19 protein-coding genes are annotated in these 24,456 nt (G+C 58.3%); 16 read left to right on the forward strand and 3 right to left on the reverse strand.

The annotated features are described in order from the left end of the window. The first annotated feature begins 31 nt into the window (after positions 1 to 31). Both B5M42_RS00180 and B5M42_RS00185 read left to right on the forward strand, forming a co-directional pair. Positions 32 to 5,380, forward strand: a complete 5,349-nt coding sequence (locus B5M42_RS00180; RefSeq protein ID WP_230632527.1) for a discoidin domain-containing protein — start codon at positions 32 to 34, stop codon at positions 5,378 to 5,380. A 228-nt stretch (positions 5,381 to 5,608) separates the two neighbouring features. Next, positions 5,609 to 6,304 (forward strand): DUF421 domain-containing protein, encoded by a 696-nt coding sequence (locus B5M42_RS00185; RefSeq protein ID WP_230632529.1) that lies wholly within the window; start codon positions 5,609 to 5,611, stop codon positions 6,302 to 6,304. A gap of 118 nt (positions 6,305 to 6,422) precedes the next feature. On the opposite strand, the gene B5M42_RS00190 is transcribed toward B5M42_RS00185, so the two are convergent. Next, positions 6,423 to 7,715: a hypothetical protein gene (locus tag B5M42_RS00190; RefSeq protein ID WP_134757349.1), complete on the reverse strand. Its 1,293-nt coding sequence runs from the start codon at positions 7,713 to 7,715 to the stop codon at positions 6,423 to 6,425. A gap of 176 nt (positions 7,716 to 7,891) precedes the next feature. Between B5M42_RS00190 and B5M42_RS00195 the strand changes: the two genes are divergently transcribed. Together B5M42_RS00195 and B5M42_RS00200 are read left to right on the forward strand one after the other, a co-directional pair. After that, entirely contained in the window at positions 7,892 to 8,125 is a 234-nt protein-coding gene (locus B5M42_RS00195; protein ID WP_134757351.1) for a hypothetical protein, read from the forward strand. Positions 8,126 to 8,270: 145 nt separating this feature from the next. Further along, the gene (locus B5M42_RS00200) at positions 8,271 to 8,696 is read left to right on the forward strand and encodes a MarR family winged helix-turn-helix transcriptional regulator (protein ID WP_134757353.1); all 426 of its coding nucleotides are present in this window, start codon (positions 8,271 to 8,273) and stop codon (positions 8,694 to 8,696) included. A gap of 221 nt (positions 8,697 to 8,917) precedes the next feature. Here B5M42_RS00200 and B5M42_RS00205 read toward each other — a convergent pair whose 3' ends face one another. Beyond that, entirely contained in the window at positions 8,918 to 9,892 is a 975-nt protein-coding gene (locus B5M42_RS00205; protein ID WP_134757355.1) for a helix-turn-helix transcriptional regulator, read from the reverse strand. Between the two features lie 143 nt (positions 9,893 to 10,035). Here B5M42_RS00205 and modA point away from each other — a divergent pair, with 143 nt between their 5' ends. From modA to B5M42_RS25840, 3 genes are all read left to right on the forward strand, one after another. Next, positions 10,036 to 10,887 carry a molybdate ABC transporter substrate-binding protein gene (gene modA / locus B5M42_RS00210; RefSeq protein ID WP_134757357.1) on the forward strand — a complete coding sequence of 284 codons (852 nt, stop codon included), beginning with the start codon at positions 10,036 to 10,038 and terminating at the stop codon, positions 10,885 to 10,887. Positions 10,888 to 10,898: 11 nt separating this feature from the next. Further along, positions 10,899 to 11,579, forward strand: coding sequence for a molybdate ABC transporter permease subunit (gene modB, locus B5M42_RS00215; RefSeq protein WP_134757359.1), 681 nt, complete (start codon positions 10,899 to 10,901; stop codon positions 11,577 to 11,579). Between the two features lie 201 nt (positions 11,580 to 11,780). Then, positions 11,781 to 12,272, forward strand: a complete 492-nt coding sequence (locus B5M42_RS25840; protein WP_456238741.1) for a hypothetical protein — start codon at positions 11,781 to 11,783, stop codon at positions 12,270 to 12,272. Between the two features lie 183 nt (positions 12,273 to 12,455). On the opposite strand, the gene B5M42_RS00225 is transcribed toward B5M42_RS25840, so the two are convergent. After that, the gene (locus B5M42_RS00225) at positions 12,456 to 13,001 is read right to left on the reverse strand and encodes a hypothetical protein (RefSeq protein WP_134757361.1); all 546 of its coding nucleotides are present in this window, start codon (positions 12,999 to 13,001) and stop codon (positions 12,456 to 12,458) included. A gap of 144 nt (positions 13,002 to 13,145) precedes the next feature. On the opposite strand from B5M42_RS00225, the gene B5M42_RS00230 reads away from it, so the two are divergent. The 9 genes from B5M42_RS00230 to B5M42_RS00270 all read left to right on the forward strand — a co-directional run bounded on the left by B5M42_RS00230 (position 13,146) and on the right by B5M42_RS00270 (position 24,451). Next, on the forward strand, positions 13,146 to 13,997 hold the full coding sequence (locus tag B5M42_RS00230) for a YwqG family protein (RefSeq protein WP_134757363.1): 852 nt from the start codon (positions 13,146 to 13,148) through the stop codon (positions 13,995 to 13,997). A 237-nt stretch (positions 13,998 to 14,234) separates the two neighbouring features. Further along, positions 14,235 to 14,882, forward strand: a complete 648-nt coding sequence (locus B5M42_RS00235; RefSeq protein ID WP_134757365.1) for a DUF2306 domain-containing protein — start codon at positions 14,235 to 14,237, stop codon at positions 14,880 to 14,882. A gap of 79 nt (positions 14,883 to 14,961) precedes the next feature. Beyond that, a complete protein-coding gene (locus B5M42_RS00240; protein WP_134757367.1) occupies positions 14,962 to 16,674 on the forward strand; it encodes a cache domain-containing sensor histidine kinase in 1,713 nt (570 codons plus the stop codon). An 84-nt stretch (positions 16,675 to 16,758) separates the two neighbouring features. Continuing rightward, the gene (locus tag B5M42_RS00245; RefSeq protein WP_134757369.1) at positions 16,759 to 17,793 is read left to right on the forward strand and encodes a response regulator; all 1,035 of its coding nucleotides are present in this window, start codon (positions 16,759 to 16,761) and stop codon (positions 17,791 to 17,793) included. Positions 17,794 to 17,795: 2 nt separating this feature from the next. After that, positions 17,796 to 19,487: a type 2 periplasmic-binding domain-containing protein gene (locus tag B5M42_RS00250; RefSeq protein WP_167690328.1), complete on the forward strand. Its 1,692-nt coding sequence runs from the start codon at positions 17,796 to 17,798 to the stop codon at positions 19,485 to 19,487. Between the two features lie 159 nt (positions 19,488 to 19,646). Continuing rightward, entirely contained in the window at positions 19,647 to 20,549 is a 903-nt protein-coding gene (locus tag B5M42_RS00255; protein ID WP_134757373.1) for a DUF5677 domain-containing protein, read from the forward strand. Positions 20,550 to 20,904: 355 nt separating this feature from the next. Next, complete coding sequence (locus B5M42_RS00260; RefSeq protein WP_230632531.1) at positions 20,905 to 21,867, forward strand: ABC transporter permease; 963 nt, start codon at positions 20,905 to 20,907, stop codon at positions 21,865 to 21,867. A 15-nt stretch (positions 21,868 to 21,882) separates the two neighbouring features. Then, positions 21,883 to 22,764 (forward strand): carbohydrate ABC transporter permease, encoded by an 882-nt coding sequence (locus tag B5M42_RS00265; RefSeq protein ID WP_134757375.1) that lies wholly within the window; start codon positions 21,883 to 21,885, stop codon positions 22,762 to 22,764. 124 nt (positions 22,765 to 22,888) lie between these two features. Next, entirely contained in the window at positions 22,889 to 24,451 is a 1,563-nt protein-coding gene (locus tag B5M42_RS00270) for an extracellular solute-binding protein (protein WP_134757377.1), read from the forward strand. Positions 24,452 to 24,456: the final 5 nt, after the last annotated feature.

The raw sequence follows: 24,456 nt of genomic DNA on the forward strand, positions 1-24,456 counted from the left end.
CTGTGGAAACGAATCGAACGGAGGTACAATAATGGCAAGCAAGCAATCCAGCTGGCGCAACAAAATGTTCAAATGGATGACGGCACTGTCGCTCGTCATCGGAATGATTGGAACGGTGCAGGTGCAAGAGGCGTCTGCAGCCGACCCGTATCTGCTTTCGCAGAACAGGCCGGTGTATGTATCATCGAATAACGGCGGGGTATCCGGGCCGCTGGCTGTCGACGGGGACATGACCACTCGCTGGGAATCGGCGCAAGGTCAGGACCCGCAATGGATGTACGTCGATCTGGGCGCTTCGGCGTCGATCACACGCGTCACGATCAACTGGGAAAGCGCGTATTCGAAAAATTTCCAGATTCAGGTTTCCAACGACGAATATACATGGAACACCATTTATACGAATACGAATTTCGGGGGAGGCACCACCGACGTTAACGTGACCGGAACCGGGCGTTACGTGCGGATGTACAGCGTCGAGCGGGCGCTGAGCGGCTACGGCGTCTCCATCTACGAATTCAAGGTGTTCGGCACGGGAGGCTACAACCAGCCGCCGAAGCCGCCGGTCGCCAACGCTGCGCTGAACAAGCCGGTCACGGCGTCGTCGGAGCAGAACCAGGATCCGAACTTTGCCGGACTGCCGGCCAGAGACTACGCCAAGGCGGGCTTGACCGACGGGGACCGCGGCACGCGCTGGTCGTCGCTGCAAACCGATGCCGAATGGGTGTACGTCGACCTCGGGCAGACGACGCAGATCGGCAAGGTGGTGCTGCGCTGGGAAGCGGCGTTCGGCCGGGCGTACGATATCCAGGTCTCGAACAACGCGACGAACTGGACGACCGTCTACCGCCAGCTGCACGGCTCGGGCGGCACGGACGAGATTTCGCTCTACGCCAGCGGCCGCTATGTGCGGATGAACGGCTACGGCCGGGGCAGCGGCTACGGCTATTCGCTGTGGGAGATGGAGGTTTATCCTTACCAGACAGGCGATCCGCAGCCGAGCTATTCGATTCCGGCGATTCCGACGAAATCGACCGTCAACGTGGGTTCGGGCAGCTATGAAATCAACGATATTACCCAACTCGAAGCGGTATATCCGAAAAATAAAACGTCCAACGTCACCGGACCGATTCCGTCCAACGACTGGTGGCAGAACCTGCTGATCGCTCATTTGGGCAACAGCACAGGCATTATTACTTTGCCGCTGAAGAACAAATATACGGAGAACGGGCTGGGCCTGATGAATCCGGGCGCGGGCTACATCAACGGCGATGGCGGCGCGGTCAACGCCGACGGCGAACCGGATATGTTCCTGATGGCGAACAATATGCCGAACACGTCGGCTATTGAAACGAAGGTCGACGGCTACGGCGACTATTCGGTCAATGTGATCATGAGCGACGACAGCTCCGCCAAAATGAAAACGACGTTCGTCAAAGGCTCGCCTTACGTATACAACACGTTTGCCGACCCGAATTCGCCTGAAATTTATTCGCTGGGCATTACGAAAATTTTCGACGATGCCAATAACAGCATTTTAACGACCGACGGCGCAAGCATCACGGCCGATCATATCGGGGTGCAAATTACGAACAAGGACAACGCCGCGACGCCGCATACTTTTGTGCGTTCGTATGCCGTTGTTGCGCCTCCGGGCACTGTGTTCACCAAAGCGGGCAATAAAATCAAAATGAAGCTGGGCAGCAGCCAGAACTATCTGTCGATTGCGACGATTCCGTCCAACGGCGACTTGAACTACTACTACCAGCACGGCTACGCCTTCGTGACCAACACGCAGGTCAGCTACAACTATGACGTTTCGCAAGCAACCGTGACCACAAACTTCAATTCCGTCACGCAGCTCAAGCGCTCCGGCTTTTCGGCCGATACGCTGATGGCGATGCTGCCGCACCAATGGAAGGTGTCGAACTCGTCGACGAGCGGACGCACGTACGCATCGATCCGCGGCTTGCTCAAGGTGCACGAGGGCAACTCGTTTACGACGGCCGACAAATTCAACGGCATTATTCCGCAAATGGTCGAGCCGAACGATTCCAGCTACTCGCAAGCGTCGCTGAAATCGTACCTGACCTATCTGGATACAGAGCTGGCCAACACCGGCGGCTTGATGAATCAGGACCCGTATTGGCAGGGCAAGGTGCTGCATCCGACGGCGATGGCGGCGTTGATTGCCGATCAGCTCGGCGACTATACGCGCCGGGACAATTATTTGAACGTGCTGCGCACGGTGCTGACGAACTGGTACACGTATTCGGCCAATGACGCGCTGCATACGTTCTATTTCCACTATTCGCCGGACTGGGGCTCGATCTATCCGTGGGCCGCAGGTTGGGGCATTAACACGGGTATAACCGATCATCACTATACGTATGGTTATTTTGCGTATGCTTCGGCGGTATTGGCTTCTTTCGACAATGATTTCAAAAACAACTACGGCGGCATGGTCGAGCAGCTGATTCGCGACTACGCCAACCCGTCGCGCACCGATACGATGTATCCTTGGATGCGCAGCTTTGATCCATACGAAGGCCATTCCTGGGCCGGCGGCTATGCCGATAACAATAGCGGCAACAACCAGGAAGCGGCAGGCGAATCGCTCGACGGCTACGCGGGCGCTTACCTGTGGGGCGTAGTAACCGGCAATACTGCCATTCGCGACGCTGCGGCGTGGGTATTTACAACCGAGCTGAAGTCGATTGAGCAGTATTGGTTCAACTACGATCACGACAACTGGATTCCCGAATATCAGCACGGCGTAGCCGGTCAGGTATGGGGCAGCGCGTATGTGTTCGGCACGTATTTCTCCGGGGCTCCGGTGAACATTTACGGCATCCACTGGCTGCCGACGGCGGAATGGATGACCTATTTCGGTAAAAATCCGCAAAAAGCCGCCGATTTGTATGCCGCCTTCCTGCAGGATAACGGCGGGCCGGAGGTCGGCTGGGAGCATATCATTTGGTCGTTCCAGGCGCTTAGCGATCCGCAAGCGGTCATTAACAAATGGAACCCATCGATCATGCAGCTCAACGAGGTGTTCAACACATACTGGTTCGTGCACAACGCTGCCAGCTACGGCAACCGTACCACCGATCTGTGGGCCGATAACTGGTCATCGGTCGGCGTGTACAAAAAGGGCAATCAATATACGGCGCACGTCTGGAACCCGACGAATGCAGCGATTACCGTGCAGTTCCGCAACGCCTCCGGCGTAACCGGCTCGGCTACGGTAGCCGCTCACTCGCTGGTGAAGGTCAATCCGATGGTGAACGGCGGAGGAGATACGCAGCCGCCAAGCACGCCAAGCGGCCTGACAGCCACAACGGCGTCGAGCAGCCAAATCAACCTCAGCTGGAATGCGTCGACCGACAACATCGGCGTAGCCGGCTACGACATTTACCGCAACGGCACGAAGGTCGGATCGTCGATCGGCACCACGTTCAGCGATACGGGCTTGTCGCCGCTGACGGCTTACAGCTATACCGTGAAAGCGCGCGATATCGCCGGCAACGCCTCGGCAGCCAGCGGTACAGCCAGCGCGACGACGCTTGGCGTGTATACGGCGCTCAGCCGCACAGGCTGGACAGCCACGTCGAATCCGACGAGCGGCGATGCGCCGGGCAACATGCTGGACGGCAATACGTCCACGCGTTGGAGCAGCGGCACGGCAATGGTCAACGGACAATCGTTCACCGTCGATATGAAAGCGTCCAAAACGTTCAATCGCGTTGTGATTGATGCGGCATCCGACGATTACGCCCGCGGCTATCAAGTGTTTGTGTCGGGTGACGGCACAAACTGGGGCAGCGCGGTAGCCAGCGGTACGGGCAGCACGCAGGCGATCAGTGTCGACTTTGCGGTGCAAAACGCCCGTTATGTCAAGGTCGTGCAAACCGGCACCTCGCCTAACTGGTGGTCGGTCGCCGAGTTTAACGTCTACTATAACGGCACGCCGGGCGGCGGCGATACGCAAGCGCCAAGCACGCCAAGCGGTTTGACGGCCACAGCGACATCGAGCAGCCAAATTAATCTGAGCTGGACAGCTTCGACCGATAATGTCGGCGTAACCGGCTACGATATTTACCGTGGCGGCACGCTGATCGGTTCCAGCACCACAACATCTTACAGCGACACAGGTCTGACGGCCTCGACAGCTTACAGCTACACGGTCAAAGCGAAGGACGCAGCAGGCAACGTATCGGCAGCCAGCAGCGCAGCGAGTGCCACAACGCAAGCTGGCGGCGGCGGTGGCGGCACGTACACGGCGCTGTCCCGCACGGGCTGGACGGCGACGTCCAATCCGACGAGCGGCGACGTTCCGGCCAACCTGCTGGATGGCAGCCTGACGACGCGCTGGAGCACGGGCGCAACGATGACAAACGGTCAATACTTCGTGGTTGATATGAAATCGGCGCAAAGCTTCAATCGCGTCGTGATGGATTCCACGAATGCAGCAAACGACTATGCACGCGGCTATCAAGTGTTTGTGTCGAATGACGGCACGAACTGGGGCACGGCTGTAGCCAGCGGCACAGGCAGCACGGCTGTAATTACGGTTGACTTCGCCGCTCAATCGGCACGTTACATTAAAGTCGTGCAAACCGGCACCGCTTCGAGCTGGTGGTCGATTAACGAATTCAACGTTTACACGAACGGCAGCGGCGGCGGTGGCGGCGATACGCAAGCGCCAAGCACGCCAAGCGGTTTGACAGCAACAGCAACATCGAGCAGCCAAATTAATCTGAGCTGGACAGCTTCGACCGATAATGTCGGTGTAACCGGCTACGATATTTACCGTGGCGGCACGCTGGTTGGCTCCAGCACCACAACGTCCTACAGCGACACGGGTCTGACGGCTTCGACCGCTTACAGCTACACGGTCAAAGCGAAGGACGCAGCAGGCAATGTATCGGCAGCCAGCAGCGCAGCGAGTGCCACAACGCAAGCTGGCGGCGGCGGTGGCGGCACGTACACGGCGCTGTCCCGCACGGGCTGGACGGCGACGTCCAACCCGACGAGCGGCGACGTTCCGGCGAACCTGCTGGACGGCAGCCTGACGACGCGCTGGAGCACCGGCGCAGCGATGACGAATGGCCAATACTTCGTCGTCGATATGCAGTCGGCCAAAACATTCCGCCGCATCGTGATGGATTCGACGAACGCAGCTGGCGACTACGCCCGCGGCTATCAGGTATTCGTGTCGAGCGACGGCACGAATTGGGGCACGGCTGTAGCCAGCGGAACAGGCAGCACGCCTGTAATCACGGTGGATTTCTCCAGCCAATCGGCGCGCTACGTCAAAGTGGTGCAAACCGGCACCGCTTCGAGCTGGTGGTCGATCAACGAATTTAACGTCTACCAATAAAAACAGGCATGTCTACAAGGGCTCCCGCGCAAGCGGGGGCCCTTGTTTGCGTGGCGCCTCGCGCGCTGCGATGGCGGCAGCTTTTGTCAGAGAGGGCTTGGCTCCGTCCAGTGGTTGGGCACTTGACGGAATGAACCCGAATCAGAGGGGGGATTGTGGTGAATTTTCGGAATATGTGGGTATATTCAGTTCATGAGGCTGGATGTATACGCGGGAGGAGTGGGGCAGATGGAAGGCAATCTGTATATGAGTATCGGTGTGAAGCTGACAGTCGCTTTGATCGGTCTATTGGTAATGACCCGGCTGCTTGGCAAAAAAGAGATTTCCCAGTTGACCGCTTTTGATTTTGTTTCTTCCTTAATGCTCAGCGAGCTGGTCGGTAATACGATTTATGATGACGAGGTTCATCTTAGCCATCTTATTTTTGCGCTCGCGCTCTGGACGCTGCTGGCACTGGGGCTGGAAAAGCTTATCGCGTTATTTCCCAGACTGTCCCGCTATGCGGCGGGGACGCCTGTTCTGCTGATCCGGGATGGCGTGGTGGATTTCAAAGCGATGAAGCGCAACAATCTCGATTTTGCGCAATTGGGCATGCTGCTGAGGGAAAATAATATTTTTTCGCTGCGCGAGGTGGCGTATGCCCTGTTCGAAACGAACGGCAGCATCAGCGTGCTGCGCCAGAAGGAACCGGAAGAAATCAGCGGCAACGCCAAAGCGCAGCGGGGCAGCGTCAGCCTTCCTGCCTATATCATTGAGAATGGCAGCATCAATGAGGATACCTTAAAGCGCCTCGGTCGAAACCGGCTTTGGGTGGAGCAGCTTTTGCAATTGAGCGGAATTCCGCATCAGAAGCGGGTGCTTTTCGCGGAATGGTCGGATTCGAGTGGTCTTTATTATCAATTGAAGGAAGAGCAGGAGGACTAGTCTGATTTGTTGCGCCCCCCGAACATACAACACCAAAAAGCTCCTGCGTATGCAGGAGCTTTTTGGTATGCGCAGAGCAGCCTGCTGCTGGGTTCCTTCAATTCGACGCTACGCCCGCTCAAGTCAAAGCAAGTACACCGGCACCGCCGGCACCTGACGGCTGATTGCCGCCTGCTGCGTTGTTAAATTGATTGACGACTTCATTCTTGAGGTCATTGAGATGCGGCCACTGGTTAATTTCCAGCCCGTTCGCTCCGCCATGCTGGACATGCATGGACACGATTTGGCCCGGTGTCTGCCCTTGGGCCGCTACGCGGTGCCAGTGGGCGTGAATGTCAATGGTCACGCCGCCAACGACGGCACGCAGGAAGCCGGTTCGCGGCTCGGCCAACTGGAAATGACCGCCGTTGTAATGGACGTCGGCTTGATAGCGCGTCCAGACGATGGCCGCTCCAGCATCGACCGCAGCGGCAAGCCGGGTGGCCAGCAGATGGGAGGGCGTGCTTCCCGGTGAAATTTGCATGTTGTTGGCATGTTCCAAATATTCATCGGCATTGCCCCAACCGGCGGCGGTTTGCACGCGAAATGCAGCCCCGTTGCCTGCAAGCGTCAGTGTGTTCAGCAGAATGCCTGCGCTGAAATGCGCGCCGCCCGCCTCCATCACGTCGGCAATGGTCAGTCGGGAGGGGTTGGTGGTCAGCCGGGTCATCAGCACGCTCCACTCATAAGCAGTCGCTGCTCCCGGCATGTTGTCGATAGCCCGCTTGATGTCGGGCAAATCGGCGATTTTATTATAGAGCTGCGGCATCGCAGCGTTAACGGCATCGTCATCGTTAACCTGCGCTTTCAGCAAGCGGGCGATTTCCAGGTCGTCTTCGTTTTCCGGCATGGCCCGGTCAAGCGTATATTCGATTTCCTCGTCATTATAGACGTTCTCCTCGTCTTCCTCCCAGTTGCCGCCCACGCATTTGTACGTATGCATCAGGACATTGTCGCTGGAGTACACGAGCGCGGTGTTGCCGCCGTCCGTCAGCTTGACGATGCTCCCGGCGTCGAGCAAGGCGTACAAATCCGCATAGTCCTCTTTAAACGTATCGAACGACATAGCAGCAGCTCCGTCAGTGGGTGCTACGGTCTCATTATCGTAGTTGATCGTATGGTAAGCAACGCGCTGGATCGCAGGCGTTGTCATCGGGGTGAATCGCCGCTGCACCATTTGCAACACGGCCCGATTGCCGTACATCCGCTGCAGTTGGATGGGCGAATAGCCTCCAAGCAGGGAGGAGACTCCGCTTCCCGTTCCCCCGGTCAAGGAAGAGACGGAGGCTCGCGAATTGGCGGCGGTCTGACGTTCCTGTGCCGACTCGGCGGCCGGGACGGTTTGTGTTTTGGCGGGCACCGATTCTCTCATGATTTCATCCTTTTTGCGAAAAATTTGCCGAATCACGTTGCATGGTCCATATATTCCCTGCGAAGTGCGGGAATTCCTGCCAAATGGAGGGTTTCATTAAGGTTATTTATTACTCTGCGTCGAGCTCCGGCTGTATGCTAAGATGAGGCTGTAATCCCAGGAAAAAGGAGCTGCTTTTGGCATTTTCCATTCGACCTTATGAGGTTAAAGATAAGCCGGATATCGCAGAGTTTCATTACCTGTTTCATCTGGCGTATGCATATAACGACGATTTTGCGCCGGATCGTGTATTTTGCAATAAAGCGACGCTTGGCGTTGCGGCTCACCATGCGCCGGCGCTGGCTTTGTACAAGTCTTTGGGAAACGAGCTGACCGATCTTCACTTGCCGTTGGTCAAAGAGCTTGTCTGAGCGCTCAGAGCAGCGCAATGATTGGCAAGATGGCGGAATTCGGTCGACCATCGTCTTTCTTACGCTAGTAGCAAGGTACGCGGGATTGTCCTGCGCCGGTAAATCCCCTACACTAGAGGGAGGGATGACCGGGAAGGAGCTGGACATGGAGAAAGAGAGATTGCCCAAGCATGTATATGAACAATTGGCGATGTTTCGCTACCGCATCCGCAAGTTTATTCGCTTCAGCGAGGAAGCGGCGCGGAGTAAGGGACTGACCCCCCAATATCATCAGCTGATGCTGTCGATCATGGGCTTCCCCGAACGGGAGTACGCAACGCCCAAGGAGCTGGCCGAGCGGCTGCAAATTACGCCGCATGCCTGCGTGGAGCTGATTCAGCGCTGTGAGGAGTTCGGGATGGTGCGGAGATTCCCCAATCCCAAGGATAAGCGCAGCACGTTCATCTGTCTGACCGATACGGGTAGGGAGCTGCTCGAGGAGCTGTCGGAAATCCATCGCGACGAGTTAAAACGGGTCGGACTGCTTGATTTTGACAGCGTCGTTCAGATTCTAAATAGTCAGGAAGAGTAGTTGTTGGCACAAAAGCCTCCCGCCGATTCAGCGTGGGAGGCTTTTGTGCGGCTTTGTTGCCTGCGGGCAGTAGTGAAAGCAGGCAACAGAGCCGCAAATTGTCATTCTTATGTAATTAAAATTCACATGAAAGGGATTGAATTTTGTCGTTTTACGATATATATTGAATATAATCAGTTATATTTAGTTATGTTTGATTATATTTAGTTTTGGTGATTTAGCTAAACATCCAGCCAGATATGGCCTGTATGCGTCAAATCATAGCCAGACAGGGCCGAAAGCTCGCGACGGAACTCCGCCGAGCGCAGCACGGCAAGCAGTGACGGCAGCCAGACAGCCGTGTCCGGCGTCTTGAGCACCACCAGATCGTACCGCTCCTGAATCAACGGGATGAAATCAACGCCGCCGACCAGCGCCGCTGCCCGTTCGATGCCGACGCCGACATCGGCTTCGCCGGCAGCCACCTGCACGGCTACGGCGAGATGATTCGTCTGCACGTTGTCGTAGCCGACGATCTGGCCCGACGCGATGCCGGCGAGCCGCAGCTGCTCGTCGAGCAGCACCCGCGCGCCAGAGCCGCGCTCGCGATTGATCAGCCGCAGGCCCGGCTGACCGAGATCGCTCCAGCGCGCGAGCCCGTGCGGGTTGCCCTTGCGCACGTACAAGCCGGCCGCCCGCGACAGCAGGTGAACGACCATGTACGAGGAGCCGACAAGCAGCTTACGAATATACGGGATATTATATTCGCCCGTATCACCGTCCAGCAGATGGGTGCTGACGATGTCGGCTTCACCGCGGTACATGGCGATCAAGCTGTCCAGGCTGCCGGCATGGGCGCGCAGCGGGCGCAGGCCCGGCAGGCTGGATTCCAGATGCTTGCCGAGCATGTCCAGGCTGATGTCCTGGCCGGTGATGACGAGCGACCGCCCGCCCGCAGCGGACGGCGAAATCGGCACGTGCGGAGCGGCGGGCAGCTGCACCGGCAATAGCGCAGCGTCGCCGTCGGCGCGCGTCGCTCCAAGACCGGTCTTGGCCCGCTGCTTGTACGCTTCGAGGTCGTCGGCGTCGACGCGCATTTGCTTGCCGACGCGGTAGGCGGGCAGTTCGCCTTTTTTGATCAGATCGTAGACGGTCAGCTTGGAAATTTTCAGCAGTCTGGCAATGTCTTCGGTCGTATAGGAAATGTCGCTGGACATGGGAACCCTCCTTGCTTGGCGGCAGCGCGCTGCCGTCCTGTAGCTTATTGTAGCACAACGGATGGCGACTCGCTTGCATCCCGGCAGCAGGAGCGATACGTACAAGCAGCAGTAACAATATGTAGAAAAGAGTGGAGAGAAGAATGATGCTGAATGTCAAATCGATGAAAAATTACGCCCTGATCGCGCTGCTCGGAGCTGCGCTTGTTGTTGTTGCCGGGTGCGGAGCGTCGCCGGAAGCTTCTCCGGCTGTTTCCCCGTCCCCGTCGGCTGCCGCAGCGACCGGCGTTCCGGTTGAAGCCGTGGAGCTGACCGTATCCGCCGCCGCCAGCTTGACCGATGCGCTCAAAGAAGTGCAGACGGCCTATGAAGCCGCGCATGCCGGAATCAAGCTCAGCTTCAACTTCGGCGCATCGGGCGCGCTGCAGCAGCAAATCGAGCAGGGAGCTCCGGCCGATCTGTTCCTGTCGGCCGCAGCGAAAAACATGAAGGCGCTCGTCGACAAACAGCTGATTGATCCTGCGTTGCAAACGGCGCTGCTGGCCAACTCGCTGGTCGTCGTCGTGCCGGCCGATGCCCGGACAGCGCCGGTCGCGCTGAGCGATTTGACGAAGCCCGAGGTGAAAGCTGTTGCCATCGGTATCCCGGAAAGCGTGCCCGCCGGCAGCTACGCCAAGGAGGCCTTGACGAAGGCCGGCCTATGGGACGCGCTGCAGGCCAAAACGGTCCAAGGCAAGGATGTCCGCCAAGTGCTGCAATATGTGGAGACGGGCAATGCCGACGCGGGATTCGTCTATAAAACCGATGCGCTTACCTCGGCCAAGGTGCGGGTCGCCTTTGCCGCTGATCCGGCGACTTATGCGCCGATTGTTTACCCGTTTGGCATCGTCAAAGCGACCAAGCACCCTCAGGAAGCGGCTGATCTGTATGCCTATCTGCAATCGCAAGCCGCGCTTGACGTGTTCCAGAAATACGGCTTCTCCGTGTCCCACTAAGGAGCACAGCCATGAACGAGCACGAATTCTGGCAGCCGATCCGGCTGTCACTGCAGGTTGCTTTGCTCGCCGGGATCGTCGCGCTGGCGCTGGGAACCGCTGCTGCCTGGCTGCTGAACCGCCGCCGCTTCCCCGGCCGGACGCTGGCGGAAACGGTGCTAATGCTGCCGCTTGTCCTGCCGCCTACCGTCGTCGGCTTTCTGCTGCTTGTCGTATTCGGACGGCGCAGCCCGGTCGGACGGCTGATTGAAGCGCTGTTTCACAAGCCGCTCATTTTTTCATGGTGGGCGGCGGCTGTTGCTGCTGTCGTCGTCGCTTTGCCACTGGTTTATCAAACGATGAAAACCGGCTTTGCCTCCGTCGACCGCGAGCTGGAGGAAGCAGCCCGCTCGGCGGGCGCGAGCGAATGGGCGGTGCTGCGCGCCATCACGCTGCCGCTGACCTGCCGCTCGCTGCTGACGGCTTTCGTGCTTGGCTTTGCCCGTTCGCTCGGCGAATTCGGCGCGACGCTGATGATTGCCGGCAACATTCCCGGTCGCACGCAAACGATTCCGACCGCGATCTATGTCGCTGTCGATGCGGGCAATATGCCGCTGGCGTGGGCATGGACGCTGGCGATAATAGCGATCTCGCTCTTGCTGCTGCTGCTGACGAATCGCCCGTTGTCCCTGCCCGGAGGCAGTCGCCCGTAAATCGCCTGCACGCCTCTAAGGGGTGAACCGGCAGCTTTTCCCCGGCTGCCGGCGGCGAAGCCTGCTTCGCTTGAAGCATCCCGCAGAGGGTGGCCTGTGAATCGCATTTAACAGACGGGCTGTGACGCCCGCCGATTCGCGTCGAAATGAACAAGATGCCTTCCGTCCGCTTGCAGAGTGGCTGGGGAGGCATCTTTTTTCATGATGGGGGACCTGGTCTACGGACAATCCGCCATTTGGATGGCCTTGCCGGGCTGCTGGCAGAAGCAAGAGGCAGGCGGCGAATTTTTTTGCGAAAAAAGGTTTCATCACCAGGCAAGTCTGTTTGTCGAAGAGGAATACAGTGCCGAATGTCGCGCCATGTTCGGACGGGACATTGCGTTTGCGCGTATTGACGAGCTGCTTGGCGGCAGCAGTCGCGACGACCGAGCCTATATTACCGAGGTGCTGGCCAGCTTGTTCGCGAGCTGTCCGGCCGGGGCGTCGGATTGTCCGCTGTGCGGCGGACCGTCGAGCAATACGGCGGCTCGATTGCGCTGGACAGCTCGGCCGGGAGCGGCACGACCTTTACGATTCGTTTGCCGCTGCGCTAACCGCGCGGGCTCGCGCGACAAAGCGGATGAGCAGGCACATGCGGGCGGGTGGTTCGAACGTGCCATCAGCGTTCAGGAAGCTGTACACAGCCGGCGCTAGGGCGTCGTTTATAGATCAGCGGTCCATCGCTGACGACTGCAAGCAAAACCTTCCGACTTTGGACTTTGTGCCGACGGAAGGTTTTGTTATTTAAGCGCAAGGAATTAGCGCAGCGGCGTCGAATCCAAACTACATACGCGCAAGCTGTAGAAAGAGAGGTTACAATAGATGGGCAAGCCGCCGCTAACGGATCGTTCCGACGTGAACGATCGTGCCGTTGACAATGCAGACGGCTTGCGTCCGGTCGCTGCCGGTAAAATAAACGGCGCGGTGCACGCGGTCGCCGCCCTCCCAGTCCGGCGCGCCGGCAATGGCGTCGAAGGCGCGGCGCACGTCGGCCGGCTGCTTCAGCGCGCTGACGATTCGCGCTGCATCGGCGGCGCTAAGTCGCGGCCCCTCCTTGGGCAAAGCGCCGACAATGGCGAGAGCTTCGCGCGTCCAGACGCCGCGTCCAAGGCTGCGGTCCTGCTCCAGCGCCTGTAGCGCAGCGGTTTGCGAAGCCGAAGCCGCTTTGCGGTAAAAGGCTGCGTACAGTCCGTCCCTGCTGGCCTCCTCCGGCGAAGCCGCAGGCGAGCTGACGGGCGTTGCATGCAGCGCATCGGCGGAGCTGCCGGTGCCGGACAGCCACGGGGCGGCCACGTCGGTGGCGCTGGCCCAGACCGCGGCCGAGGAGGTGGACACAAGCACGACGGCGCAAGCGGAAGCGATAAGATGAGCCGCTTTGTTCATGGAGATTCTCCTTTGCAGGTATACAAAATCAAGCCAATTATTTACAATAATAATACAATTTATATTATTTTGTACATACTTAGTCGGAATTCGCTGAGTGTCGGGTTTCAGGAATTTAAAATCGGAAAGGGGAATACGTGATTGATGATGGAGTGGAAGCAAGTGCTGGACAAGCTGGGGACGTATCGCACACATGCGGAGCGATCCGTGCGGCCCTATGTGGAAATTACGGCGCATGCAGGCGCAACGGCGCCCTGGATGAGCAAGTTTGGCGGTAGCGCCTATATGGCGGCCGGTCAAACGTATCCGCTGGATGCCGCAGGCAAGCCGATGCGGCTGCTGGCGCAAATTAATTTAGCCGAGCTGCCGCGGCTGGATTTATTTCCGGAAAGCGGCTTGCTGCAATTTTTTATTGCGGCGAGCGATGATTTGCACGGCTTGAGCTTTGACGATCCGTGCGATCAGCGTAATTTCAAGGTGACATACGTGCCGGAGGCTGCGCTGGCCGACGCTTTGACCGGCGCTGCGGATTCCGCCGAACCAGCTACCCAAGCGGCGGACGAAGCCGGCAGGGAAGCGGCTGCTCAAGCGGATTCGACGGACGGGGACTTCCCGCTGGCCCGCGAGCTGGCGCTGAGCTTGGCGCGTAAAGATGCGGCCGTGAGCAGCGCGGATTATCAATTCGAGCGGTTTTTCGGGGAGGAGCCGTTTGCGTTTTTTGAACAATTCGGAGATGAAGAGACGGAGCTGAGCGATGCCTATGCCGATGCTTGCAGCGGGATCGGTCATAAAATCGGGGGCTACGCCTTTTTTACCCAATCCGATCCGCGCGAGGGCCGCTATGAGGATTACGAGGTGCTGCTGCTGCAAATCGATTCCGATCACGACAACGGGATTATGTGGGGCGATAGCGGTGTTGCGAACTTTTTTATCCGCCCGGCCGACCTGCAAAATCGTGATTTTTCCAAGGTGCTCTACAATTGGGATTGCTATTAACAAGAGAGCGGCGGGCTTGCGCAACGGCTGGGCCGTCAACGTTTTGACCGCGACCGGGAAGCGATTTCCGGTTTTTTTTGTGCGTGGATCGCGGCAGTTTACCTTTTTTTAAGAAATCGTTTAGCTCGCGTTTAGCATCGTTGTTTATACTGGAAGCTGACGCGCTCCGCCTGCTGCGCGTGCGGGACGCTTGACCGCATCCGGGCGGGGACTACGCCGCAATGGAGTGTGAGGTTGATGGAAATAACGAAGCTAACGAAGCGCGAGTGGCTGCTGCCGCTGATTTCACTGGCCGTGATCGTACCGTTCATGGCTCCTTATTTCACGCTGGACCCGGCGCGCAGCCGTATCGAGGTCGGCCCGGATGGTCTGCAATTCCCGGTGTTGGTTGCGCATATCGCGACGGCATTCGTTGCGCTGGTGCTCGGCTTTATTCAATTGCTGGAGCCGTTGCGGCGCAGCCGCCCCGGCCTGCATCGGCGGCTCGGCCGCGGGTATGCCATGTGTGTGCTGCTAAGCGGCCTGCTGGCGCTCATCGTGACCGCGTATATCACCGATTTTGGCAAAGCCGTTTCGTTCATCACGCTTTCGCTATTGTGGCTGTTCACGACGCTGCTTGGCGTCCGCGCTGCGCGCCGTCGGCAATGGGAGGCGCATCGGCGCTGGATGTACCGCAGCTTTGCGTTTACGCTGGTTGCTGTTAGCGGCCGGCTGCTGGTACCTTTGCTGCTGCTGCTGCTTTATGCCGCTCTGCACGGCTTTGCTTTGCCCGGAGGGCGTGAAGCTATGGTGGAAGCGGTGCTGAATGTGAACATTTGGGCCGGTCTGGTGCTCAATCTCATTGTGACCGAATGGCTGGTGCTCGGGCGCAGCCGGGGGGCGTAGGCGGCAATCGGACCTGAGCGGCCGCGGCATATACAACGGCGTGTCCCTATGATAGACTCGAATCAACACAGGAGGGTCTATGAGTCTGATTGCGAAAATGTTTCTGCTGATTGCCGTTCTGATGACGCCGGTCATCGCCTTGTTTACCTATTCCAGCCAGCAAAGCGCCGAGGTGATCACCCGGCAAATCAACATCGCCAACCAGAACCGGCTGGGCCAATTTCTGTTGAAGGTCGAAGGCATGATGGATCAGGTATCGAACCTGTCCAATCTGATTACGAAGGACCCCGACTTTACGGAGTTTGCCCAAGCGTCGCCTTCAATGGATCGGTATGCCTATGCGGAGCTGATGGAGACGGTCGAGCGCAAGCTCGGCCTGTTCAGTTTGTCGGTGAATAAAATGAGCCGGATCAACGTTTATTTCCCCGCATCGCAGCGCGCTGTTTCTTCGGACGGTCCGCTTGCTTACGACGGCGCGGCGTTGCAGGAAGCGATTAGCGCCAACTGGACGCTGCGCGCCGTGGCTGATCGAGGCGTGGCGAAGCGGGCGTTCGTCCGACATTTCGTCCAGCCGTATTCACGCGGGCTTGATGTGTTGCAGGCTTCGATTGTCGTCGAGGTCGAGCTGATGGAAGACAATCTCGTCGCGCTGCTGAACGAGTTCAAGTCGGCCGGCAATAACGATCCATTTTTGTTCGGGCCCAATCGGCAGTATGTTTTCAACGGCTCCTCCGACGAACGTTTGTCCCGGCTGATTCCCGCAGCCACCGGCTTTACGACCGGCATGTCGCCGATTGCACAGCGGCTGCAGCTTGACGGCAAGCAGTATTTGGCTTACTACTATAAGTCGGACAAGCTGGACTGGACGCTGATCGATTATGTGCCGCTGGAGGATATTCTGGCCCCGGTGACGCGCAGCCGCCAATTATTTTACGCCGCGGTTGCCGTGCTGTTGCTGTTCGGAGCGGTCAGCGTGGTGCTTTTGTATTGGAACGTTCAAGTGCCGATCAAGCAGTTGACGGCCGGCGTGCTGCGGCTGGCCCAGGGCAATTTTTCGGAGCGGATTACGAAAAAACCGGCGCGCGAGTTTCAACTGCTCGTCTTGCAGTTCAACCGGATGGCGGCGCAAATTCAGCATTTGGTCGAAAAGGTGTACGCCGAGGAGCTGCGCGCCGGCGAGGCGGTCATGAAGCAATTGCAATCGCAGATCAATCCGCATTTTTTGCACAACAGCTTGGCTTATATCGTCAGTATGGCGAAGATGAACCGCACACAGCCGGTCATTTCGATGGCGTACAGCTTATCCGATTACTATAAATATATGACCCGCAATGTCACGATGACGACGACGGTGCGCGAGGAAATCGCGTTTGTCAGCTCATATGTCGAGATTATGAACAACCAGTTGGATAAAATTGACTTTCGTGTTGAGCTCCCTCAGGATATGCTGGAGCTGACGATTCCGCGGCTGCTGATCCAGCCGTTGGTGGAAAATGCGATCGGTCACGGGCTGGAAGCGAAGCTGGGCGGCGGCAGTCTGCGGATTACCGGATGCGGCGACGGGCCGTGGTGGACGATCACGGTAACCGACAACGGCGTTGGCCTCAGCGCGGAGGCGTGCGTTGAGCTTAACAAACGACTGCAAAGTTCCGATAAAGAGGGGGAACAAGTCGGCTTGTGGAATGTCAGCCAGCGGCTGCGCATCCAATTCGGCACAGAAGCCGGCGTTATCGTGTCTCCGGCGGCGGGTGGCGGGCTTGCGGTCGAGCTGCGCTGGAGCCGCGAGCTGTGAGGAATGCAGCTGCCGCCGACGGGCGGCTGACAGGACGGGGACGGGGAGGCCGCAACGGCAAGCGGCAGATGAAGGGGGATATGCATGTTCTCATTGTTAATCGTCGATGATCACAAGCATTTGGTCGAGAGCATGCTGACCACCATTGCGTGGCAGCAGTATGGCGTGGCCCATGTCTATGGCGCGCATTCCGGTTACGAGGCGCTGGAGCTGATGCTCAGCCGCGATATCGATGTGCTGGTGACGGATATCCGCATGCCCGGCATGTCGGGGCTGGAGCTGATCGAACGGGTGCGCGCGGGGTGGCCCGGCGTGGATTGTATTCTGCTCACCGGCTTCGCGGATTTTCAATATGCGCAAAAAGCGATTGAACTGCAAGCGGCTCATTATTTGCTCAAGCCGGTGCGCGATGAGGAGCTGCTGCCGCTGATTGCCCGGCTGCTCGGGCGTCGGCGGAGCGAGCAGGAGGAGCGGGCGCGGGTCGAGCGGCTGGCGCTTGGCTCGGAGATTACCGCGCTGGAGGAGCGCAGGCGCATTGCCCATGAGCTGCACGATTTGCTGGGCCATACGCTGACCGGCACGATTGTGCAGCTGGAAGCGGCCAAAACGCTGCTGGAAGCGGGCAAGGCGGGCGGTCTGGAGCGCGTCAAGCTGACGCAGGAGCTTGTGCGCCGCGGGCTGGCGGACGTCCGGCAGGCGGTCGGCGCGATCCGCGACGGCGGCGAAGCGCTCGACCTGGAAGCGGCGCTGCGCCGCGAGCTGGAGACGCTGACGACGGAGGCCCGGCTTGCGATCGAGCCGCGCCTGAGCTTGCCCGAGCCGGTCGCCGATCCGATCCGCGTCAAGCTCGTGCTGCTCGCGCTCAAGGAAGGCGTGACGAACGGGCTGCGTCACGGCGGGGCGCAGCGCTTCACGCTGGAGCTGCGCGGCGAGCCCGGCCTGCTGTCGTTCGAGCTGTGGAACGACGGCAAGCCGTATGACGGCGGCGGCGCGCCGGGGCTCGGCTTGAGCGGGATGCGCGAGCGGTTGCGGCCGCTCGGCGGCGCGGTGTCGCTGACGGCGGGGCCGGACGGCGCGGGCGCGCTGCTGCGCCTGCTCATCCCGCTGCAGGAGGGATGAAGATGAGCAGACCACGCCTCGCGGCGGTCCTGCTGGCGGCGCTGGTCGTCCCGCTTGCGCTGGCCGCTGCCGGCTGCCAGTCGCAGCCGCTGCAAGCAACGCCGGGCATATCAGCGTCGCCGGAAGCAAGCGGTGTGCCTCCCATCGGCAAATTCGACCCGCCGGTCGTCATTACCACAGCCAAAGCGCTGCGCGACAACGACCAGCTTAAATTTAACGATACGATCGACAATAACCCCATTTCGCGCTGGGCCAGGGAGCGGCTTGGCATCATTCAGACCAACGCTTGGCTGCTGTCTGATCAGAATCAGGCGCTTGCGACGCGCATCAAGCTGGCGTTGTCCGGCGGCGAGGAGCTGCCCGATGTGCTGTTTATTACCGACAAGGACATGCCGGAGCTGCTGGACGAGCTGGCCGAGTCGGGCAAAATCATGGACATCGATGACGCCTTCGAGCGCTACGCGTCGGCGCGGATGAAGGAAGCGTATGCCCGCAATGCCGATGTGTGGGACACGGTCGCCTATAAGGGCAAACGTTGGGCGCTGCCGCAAATCTCCGATGATCGGGTCGGCTCGCCGATTCTGTGGATTCGTCAGGACTGGCTGGACCGGCTTGGCCTGCAGCCGCCCAATACGCTCGATGAGCTGGAGCGTGTCATCCACGCGTTCACCTATAGCGATCCCGACGGCAACGGCGAGCAGGATACCATCGGCTTGGCGCTGGCCGGGCAGAACACGCTGAACGGCTGGATGGGCGACGCCTCGCTCGTCTTCGGCGCTTACGGCGATCAGCCGTATCAATGGAACCGCGAGCCGGACGGCGCGCTTGCTTACGGCTCGATTCAGCCTTCCGTCCGCGAAGGGCTCGCCCAGCTGGCGCGTTGGTATCGCGAAGGCTACCTCGACGCCGATTTCGGCACGCTGGACGAGCAGGAAGCGGCGCAGCAGTTCGTGGACGGCAAAGCCGGCATCATTTCCGGCCCCGGCTGGATGGGCGGCTGGCCGCTGGAGCAGATGGCGGCGTCCGGCGGCGTCGTCAAGCCGATTCCGTATCCCGCAGGTCCGCGCGGCGCCATCGGCAAAATCGGCTCGCAGCTCTCCTATGGCGCCTACGTGTTTCGCAGCGGGTTCGCCCACATGGATGCGATTTTTGCTTATCTGGATGCCGTCTACGGCGCGCTGATCGAAGACCCGGCTTCCGATTTTGCCGCAGGTTATGCCGAAGGCTACGATTATATGAAAAAAGACGGGGAATACGTCTACGATTTTCCGGGAGCCAGCAGCACGATCTCGAATTTCTTCCTGATTACCTCGGGCAGCGCGCCCCCACATGTGCTGCAGGGTGAAAGCCTGGAAAGCCGCGTCCTGCGCGGCAAGCTGGATACGCCCTACGAGCGGCGGCTGGCGAGCACGACTTCGCGGCTTTATCTGCAGGGGCTCGTTGTCGGAGCCGGACAAACGGCCGATTCGCACAGCAACGCCTTCGCCGGACCGTACACAAAGACGATGAAAACCAAGTGGGCCTCGCTCAAACGGCTGGAAAAGGAAACGATGCTCAAAATCGTCTACGGCAGCGCGCCGCTCGACGCGTTCGACGCATTTGCAGCGGCTTGGCGCGCGCAGGGCGGCGACGAGATTACGCGCGAAGTCAACGCCCAACGGCAGACGTCGCCTACGCCGCCCGGCGCACGTTGAAGCGCAGCTCCGCCGGCGCCAGGCGTCAAAATGCCGCAGCGCATCCGGCCCGCCACACACGGGGGCGCAAGCCGTATGGCCGGCTCCTCGCTCCGGGAGTCGCGCGCGGTGCGGGGGACTTTTTTGCCTCTACCTTATGAACTGTGAGGTGCTGATTGCGTGAGAGAAAATGAAACGTACAAATTGATTCCGTATTTGTTGTACGATATTCCCTATGCCTTGCCCACGAATGCCTCTCCGGCATTAAGAAGGCACATGCATCTGGCTTTGGCCGCCTATCTGCACGAGGATTTGGATTTCGAGCACGTCAGCGATTATCGGGAAGACATCGACGAGCTGGATTTCAGCCTGGATGAAGGCACGCAAAGAGACTTTTGCGTGGACATTGTGATGACGACCATCGTCCAATTAACCGAATTGCTCACGGCGCTTGCGCCGCATTGCAGCGAGTTTTATAGCTTGAGGTATGGCAATGCGATGGGCAGACTAAGAGCCTCTTTTGAAAGCTGCATCATTTTGCTGAGGAATGGCTATTACATTGAGAGCGTGCCGATCCTGCGATTGATTTTGGAGCAAATTGCCTGGGCGTATGCGATTTTGGGCAAAGAGCGGCAGGAAATCGAGCAAATGAAGGTCACCAAGCAGATTGCCCATTTGAATGACCTGATCCCGGACAGCAACAAACTGAACGGCCCTTACTCGCAGCAAGCGCATTTGGATCCGCAAACGATTGGCTCGTACACGGAAATTGACGAGGAGCTGGGCAGAGTCGGCTATCGGTACAGATCGGGCTCACGCAGCAAGGAAAAGTACTATGATCTGTTCGTTTTGGCCCAATTGTACATCCGCTCCCTTTATAAATTTGCCGAGCGCCAGAAGGTGCTGGACCTCGATACCGAGCTGCAAACGCCGGACAAGCAGCTTGTTTTTTCCGTCCGAGAGCGGTTGGCCGGGGCCGAACAGGGTTTGGTCATCGCGTGGAATCATCTGTGTAAAATCGACGGCAAAGACTACGACGCCACACTGCCCAAGCTGAGCATCGTCGAAAGTGCTTTGCTTTAAAGAGTACGCCGACGCACGGGTCTGACCGCCCGTTCGGCCGGCCCGGAGCCCTGAAGATCGGCGCGTTGGGTGCGTAAGCCAAATTCAGCTTTCCCCACCGGCGTTGTCGCAGCTCCGCGCACGCGTCTTTGCGCCAAAGTGTATCCATACAGGCATGAACGAACGTGTTCCCGAACAGGGAGGACGCCCGTTCATGCCTGTTTCTTTTGCCCGCCGACGTTTCCGGCGCACGTGCCCGGCAGGAGAAGACGATTACTGCAGTAAATCGACATACGGCCACATTGTTGGCGAAGAGGGGGGATTTTATAATAAAGACACCGGATGAAACACACTTCAAACAACAGTAGGTGAGGATATGGAAACCATCGTCACACAAAACAAGACGGCCGAGCTTCCCGCCGTCAGACCGCGCAGGCTTCCCGCCTGGAAGTACATGCTGCGGCATCGCGCTTTCTACCTCATGCTCGTGCCGGGGCTGCTTTACTTTCTCGTGTTCAAGTATGTGCCGCTTGCCGGCAGCGTGATTGCGTTTCAGGATTACAACATTTTCAAGGGCTTTGCCGGGAGCGATTGGGTCGGCTTCCGCTGGTTCGAGCAGATGCTGGCGTACGACAAGTTCGGCCGGCTAATCCGCAATACCTTGCTGATTTCGCTCTATCAGACCGTGTTTGCTTTTCCACTGCCGATTTTGCTGGCGTGCCTGCTTAATGAAGTCCGCTCGATGGCGTTCAAGCGCGTGACGCAGACGGTGCTGTATTTGCCGCATTTCCTTTCGTGGACGATTGTATTCGGCTTGACGTACATGATGCTGTCGCCGGCGCAGGGCTTTGTGAACCAACTGATCGTCATGCTGGGCGGCGAAAAAATCGCCTTCCTCCAGAAGCCGGAATATTTCCGCTCGATCATCATCACCTCGGGCATCTGGAAGGAGATGGGCTGGAATGCGATCATCTTCATCGCCGCACTGGCCGGGATCAATCCTTCGCTGTACGAAGCGGCCAAGATGGACGGTGCCAACCGCTGGAAGCAATTTCTGCACATTTCGCTGCCGGGTCTGCTGCCGGCGATTATGATTCTCCTGATGCTCAAAATCGGCCACGTAATGGACTCCGGCTTCGAGCAAATCTATCAGTTTCTCAATCCGGCGACATACGAGACTGGTGATGTCCTTGATACCTATACGTATCGGGCGGGCATCTTGCAGGGGCAGTACAGCATTACGACGGCAATCGGGCTGTTCAAATCGGTGATCGGCTTTATATTGCTCGTCATTGCCAATCGCGTCAGCAAGCTGACGACAGGCGAAGGACTTTATTAAGGAGGAGGATTCGCGATGAAAATCAAACGCACCGCCGGCGAATTCGCCTTCGATTCGGCCAACACGATCGTCCTGCTGCTCTTTTGCTTCGCGGTGGCGCTGCCGCTGCTCAACGTCGTCGCCGGCTCGCTAAGCTCTAATGAAGCGATTGTACACGCCAAGGTGATGCTGTGGCCGGTCGGCTTCAACTGGCTCAACTATGAATATGTGCTGAAAAACGCCGTATTCTGGCGCGCCTTCTGGGTCACGATTCAGCTTGTCGTCATCGGTACGGCGATCAATATGACGATGACGCTGTTAACCTCGTATCCGCTGTCCAAGCCGTGGCTGCGCGGCCGCAAGTTCATCCTGCTGGCGATCATTTTCACGATGATCTTTCAGGCGCCGATGGTGCCGATGTACCTGTTGATCAAAAGCATGGGCATGCTCAACTCGATCTGGTCCTTGATCATTCCCGGCGCGCTCAGCGCGTTCAACATGATGCTGTGCATCACGTTCATGCGCTCGATTCCCGAGGAGCTGTTCGAAGCGGCGCGCGTCGACGGCATGTCCGAATACCGGATTCTCTGGCGCATTGTCGTACCGCTGTCGATGCCGATTAACGTCACGCTGATTTTATTTTACGCGGTAGGGCATTGGAACAATTATCTCGGTCCGCTGCTGTACATCACGGATCGCGAGATGCAGCCCTTGCAGCTTTACCTGTACAAGCTGATTTCGCAGTTCGATATGGATTCCGCAGGCGGCCAGTCAGTGCTGGAGCTGTCGTCGGCGATCACGCCGCAAGGGCTGCAGATGGCGACGATCATCATCGCCACGGTGCCGATCATCATCATATATCCGTTCCTGCAAAAGCATTTCATCAAAGGCGCGCTGCTCGGCTCCGTCAAGGAGTAGGCGGCCCCGATCTTGCAGTCAGATTAAGCGGCGGAGGTGGTGCAAATTTTACCACAATCGAACAGATGATTCACACGGACCGATTCACTTATAATGAAAAAGATAACCAGGGAGGGTCTCATCCATGAAAATCACATTGAAAAAAACGCTTACGATCAGCTGTGTCATCTGCTTGGCCGGCGTGTTGGCCGCTTGTGGAACCGATAAAAATGCAGCGTCCTCGCCGTCGGCGGCATCGCCGGAAGCGAGCCAAAGCGCGCAGCCAACCGCGCCTGCCAAAATTACGATGTTCGTCTCCAACAACGCCCAGCAAATTCCCGGCGGCAAGTCGATGGATCTGGCGACCGTGAAATATATCGCGCAAAAAACGAACACCGACCTCAACATCACGTTCCTGCCGCACGAGAACTATGCCGACCAGCTCAAGCTGAAATTCGCCTCCGGCGACATCCCGAACGTGCATATGGTGTGGGGCATCGAGACGTCCGATCTGGTGATCAATGGACTGGCGCTTGACCTCAAGCCGTATATCGATAAATACGGACCGAATTTGAAAAAAAATATCCCGCAATCCGCGTGGGACGCCGTCACCTTGAACGGCAAAATCCTCGCGATTCCGCAGCCCGCACAAGGCAACGCGCCGGCCGAGCGCGTGATCTATGTGCGCAAGGACTGGATGGATAAGCTGGGCATCCAGACGCCGAAAACGTCGGCGGAATTCCTCGACATGCTGCGTGCATTCCGTGACAAGGACCCGAACGGCAACGGCGCGAAGGATGAAATTCCGTTCTCGTCCCGCGAGAAATTCGAGTGGGCCGACAATATTTTCGGCATGTACGGGGTCAATCTCGATTCCAACACGCTGTATAACGGTGAAGTGATGCCGGGTTACGTCAGCCCGAATATGAAAAAGGCGCTTGGCACGCTGCACACGATGTATGAGGAAAAGCTGATCGATACCGAATTCCTGACGAATACCCGGGCGATCTGGGATCAGAAAATCAAGTCCGATCTCGTCGGCTCGTGGGACCACGTCGTATTCGGGGTATGGGATCCGTGGCAAAAGGAGCTGAGCAAGCTGCTGCCTGACAAGCATCCGAATGTCGTCGCCATTCCGACGCCGCGCGGCGAAGGCTATGATGGCCAGCTCGGCCGCGTCGAGAAGCCGGTGCTCAAAACGTTCGTCGTCCACAAGGATGCACCGAACCCCGAAGCGATCGTCCGCATGTTCGATTGGCTGGTTTCGGACGAAGGCCAAATGTTCACCGAGTTGGGCATCGAAGGCCAGTCCTACACCAAAGAAGGCGACAAAATCACCTACAATCCGGAAAAAGACGCCGACGTGAAATGGCGTTCCTCCGTCTTTCAGATGCACGGCTTCAACGAAGCGGCGCAGAAGGTGCTCATCAACAACGACGAAGCGTTCAACAAGCTGCTGTCGACCATCGAAACGTCGCGTCAGGAAGGCATCGTCAATCCGACTGCCGGCATGCCGCCGTCGGAAACGCTGACGAAAAACGCCGAGCTGGGCTATAGAGGTTCGTTCCAGGAAGCCGCGGCAAAAATCATTCTCGGCGAAAAGCCGCTCGACTATTTTGACGAATACGTAGCGAGCTGGAAGAAACAGGGCGGTGAGCAAGCGATCAAGGAATTGACCGACTGGTACAACGCCAACCGCAAGAAGTAACATCC

Origin of the sequence: Paenibacillus athensensis (assembly GCF_004514475.2) — a bacterium.
Taxonomy (GTDB): Bacteria; Bacillota; Bacilli; order Paenibacillales; family NBRC-103111; genus Paenibacillus_AL; species Paenibacillus_AL athensensis.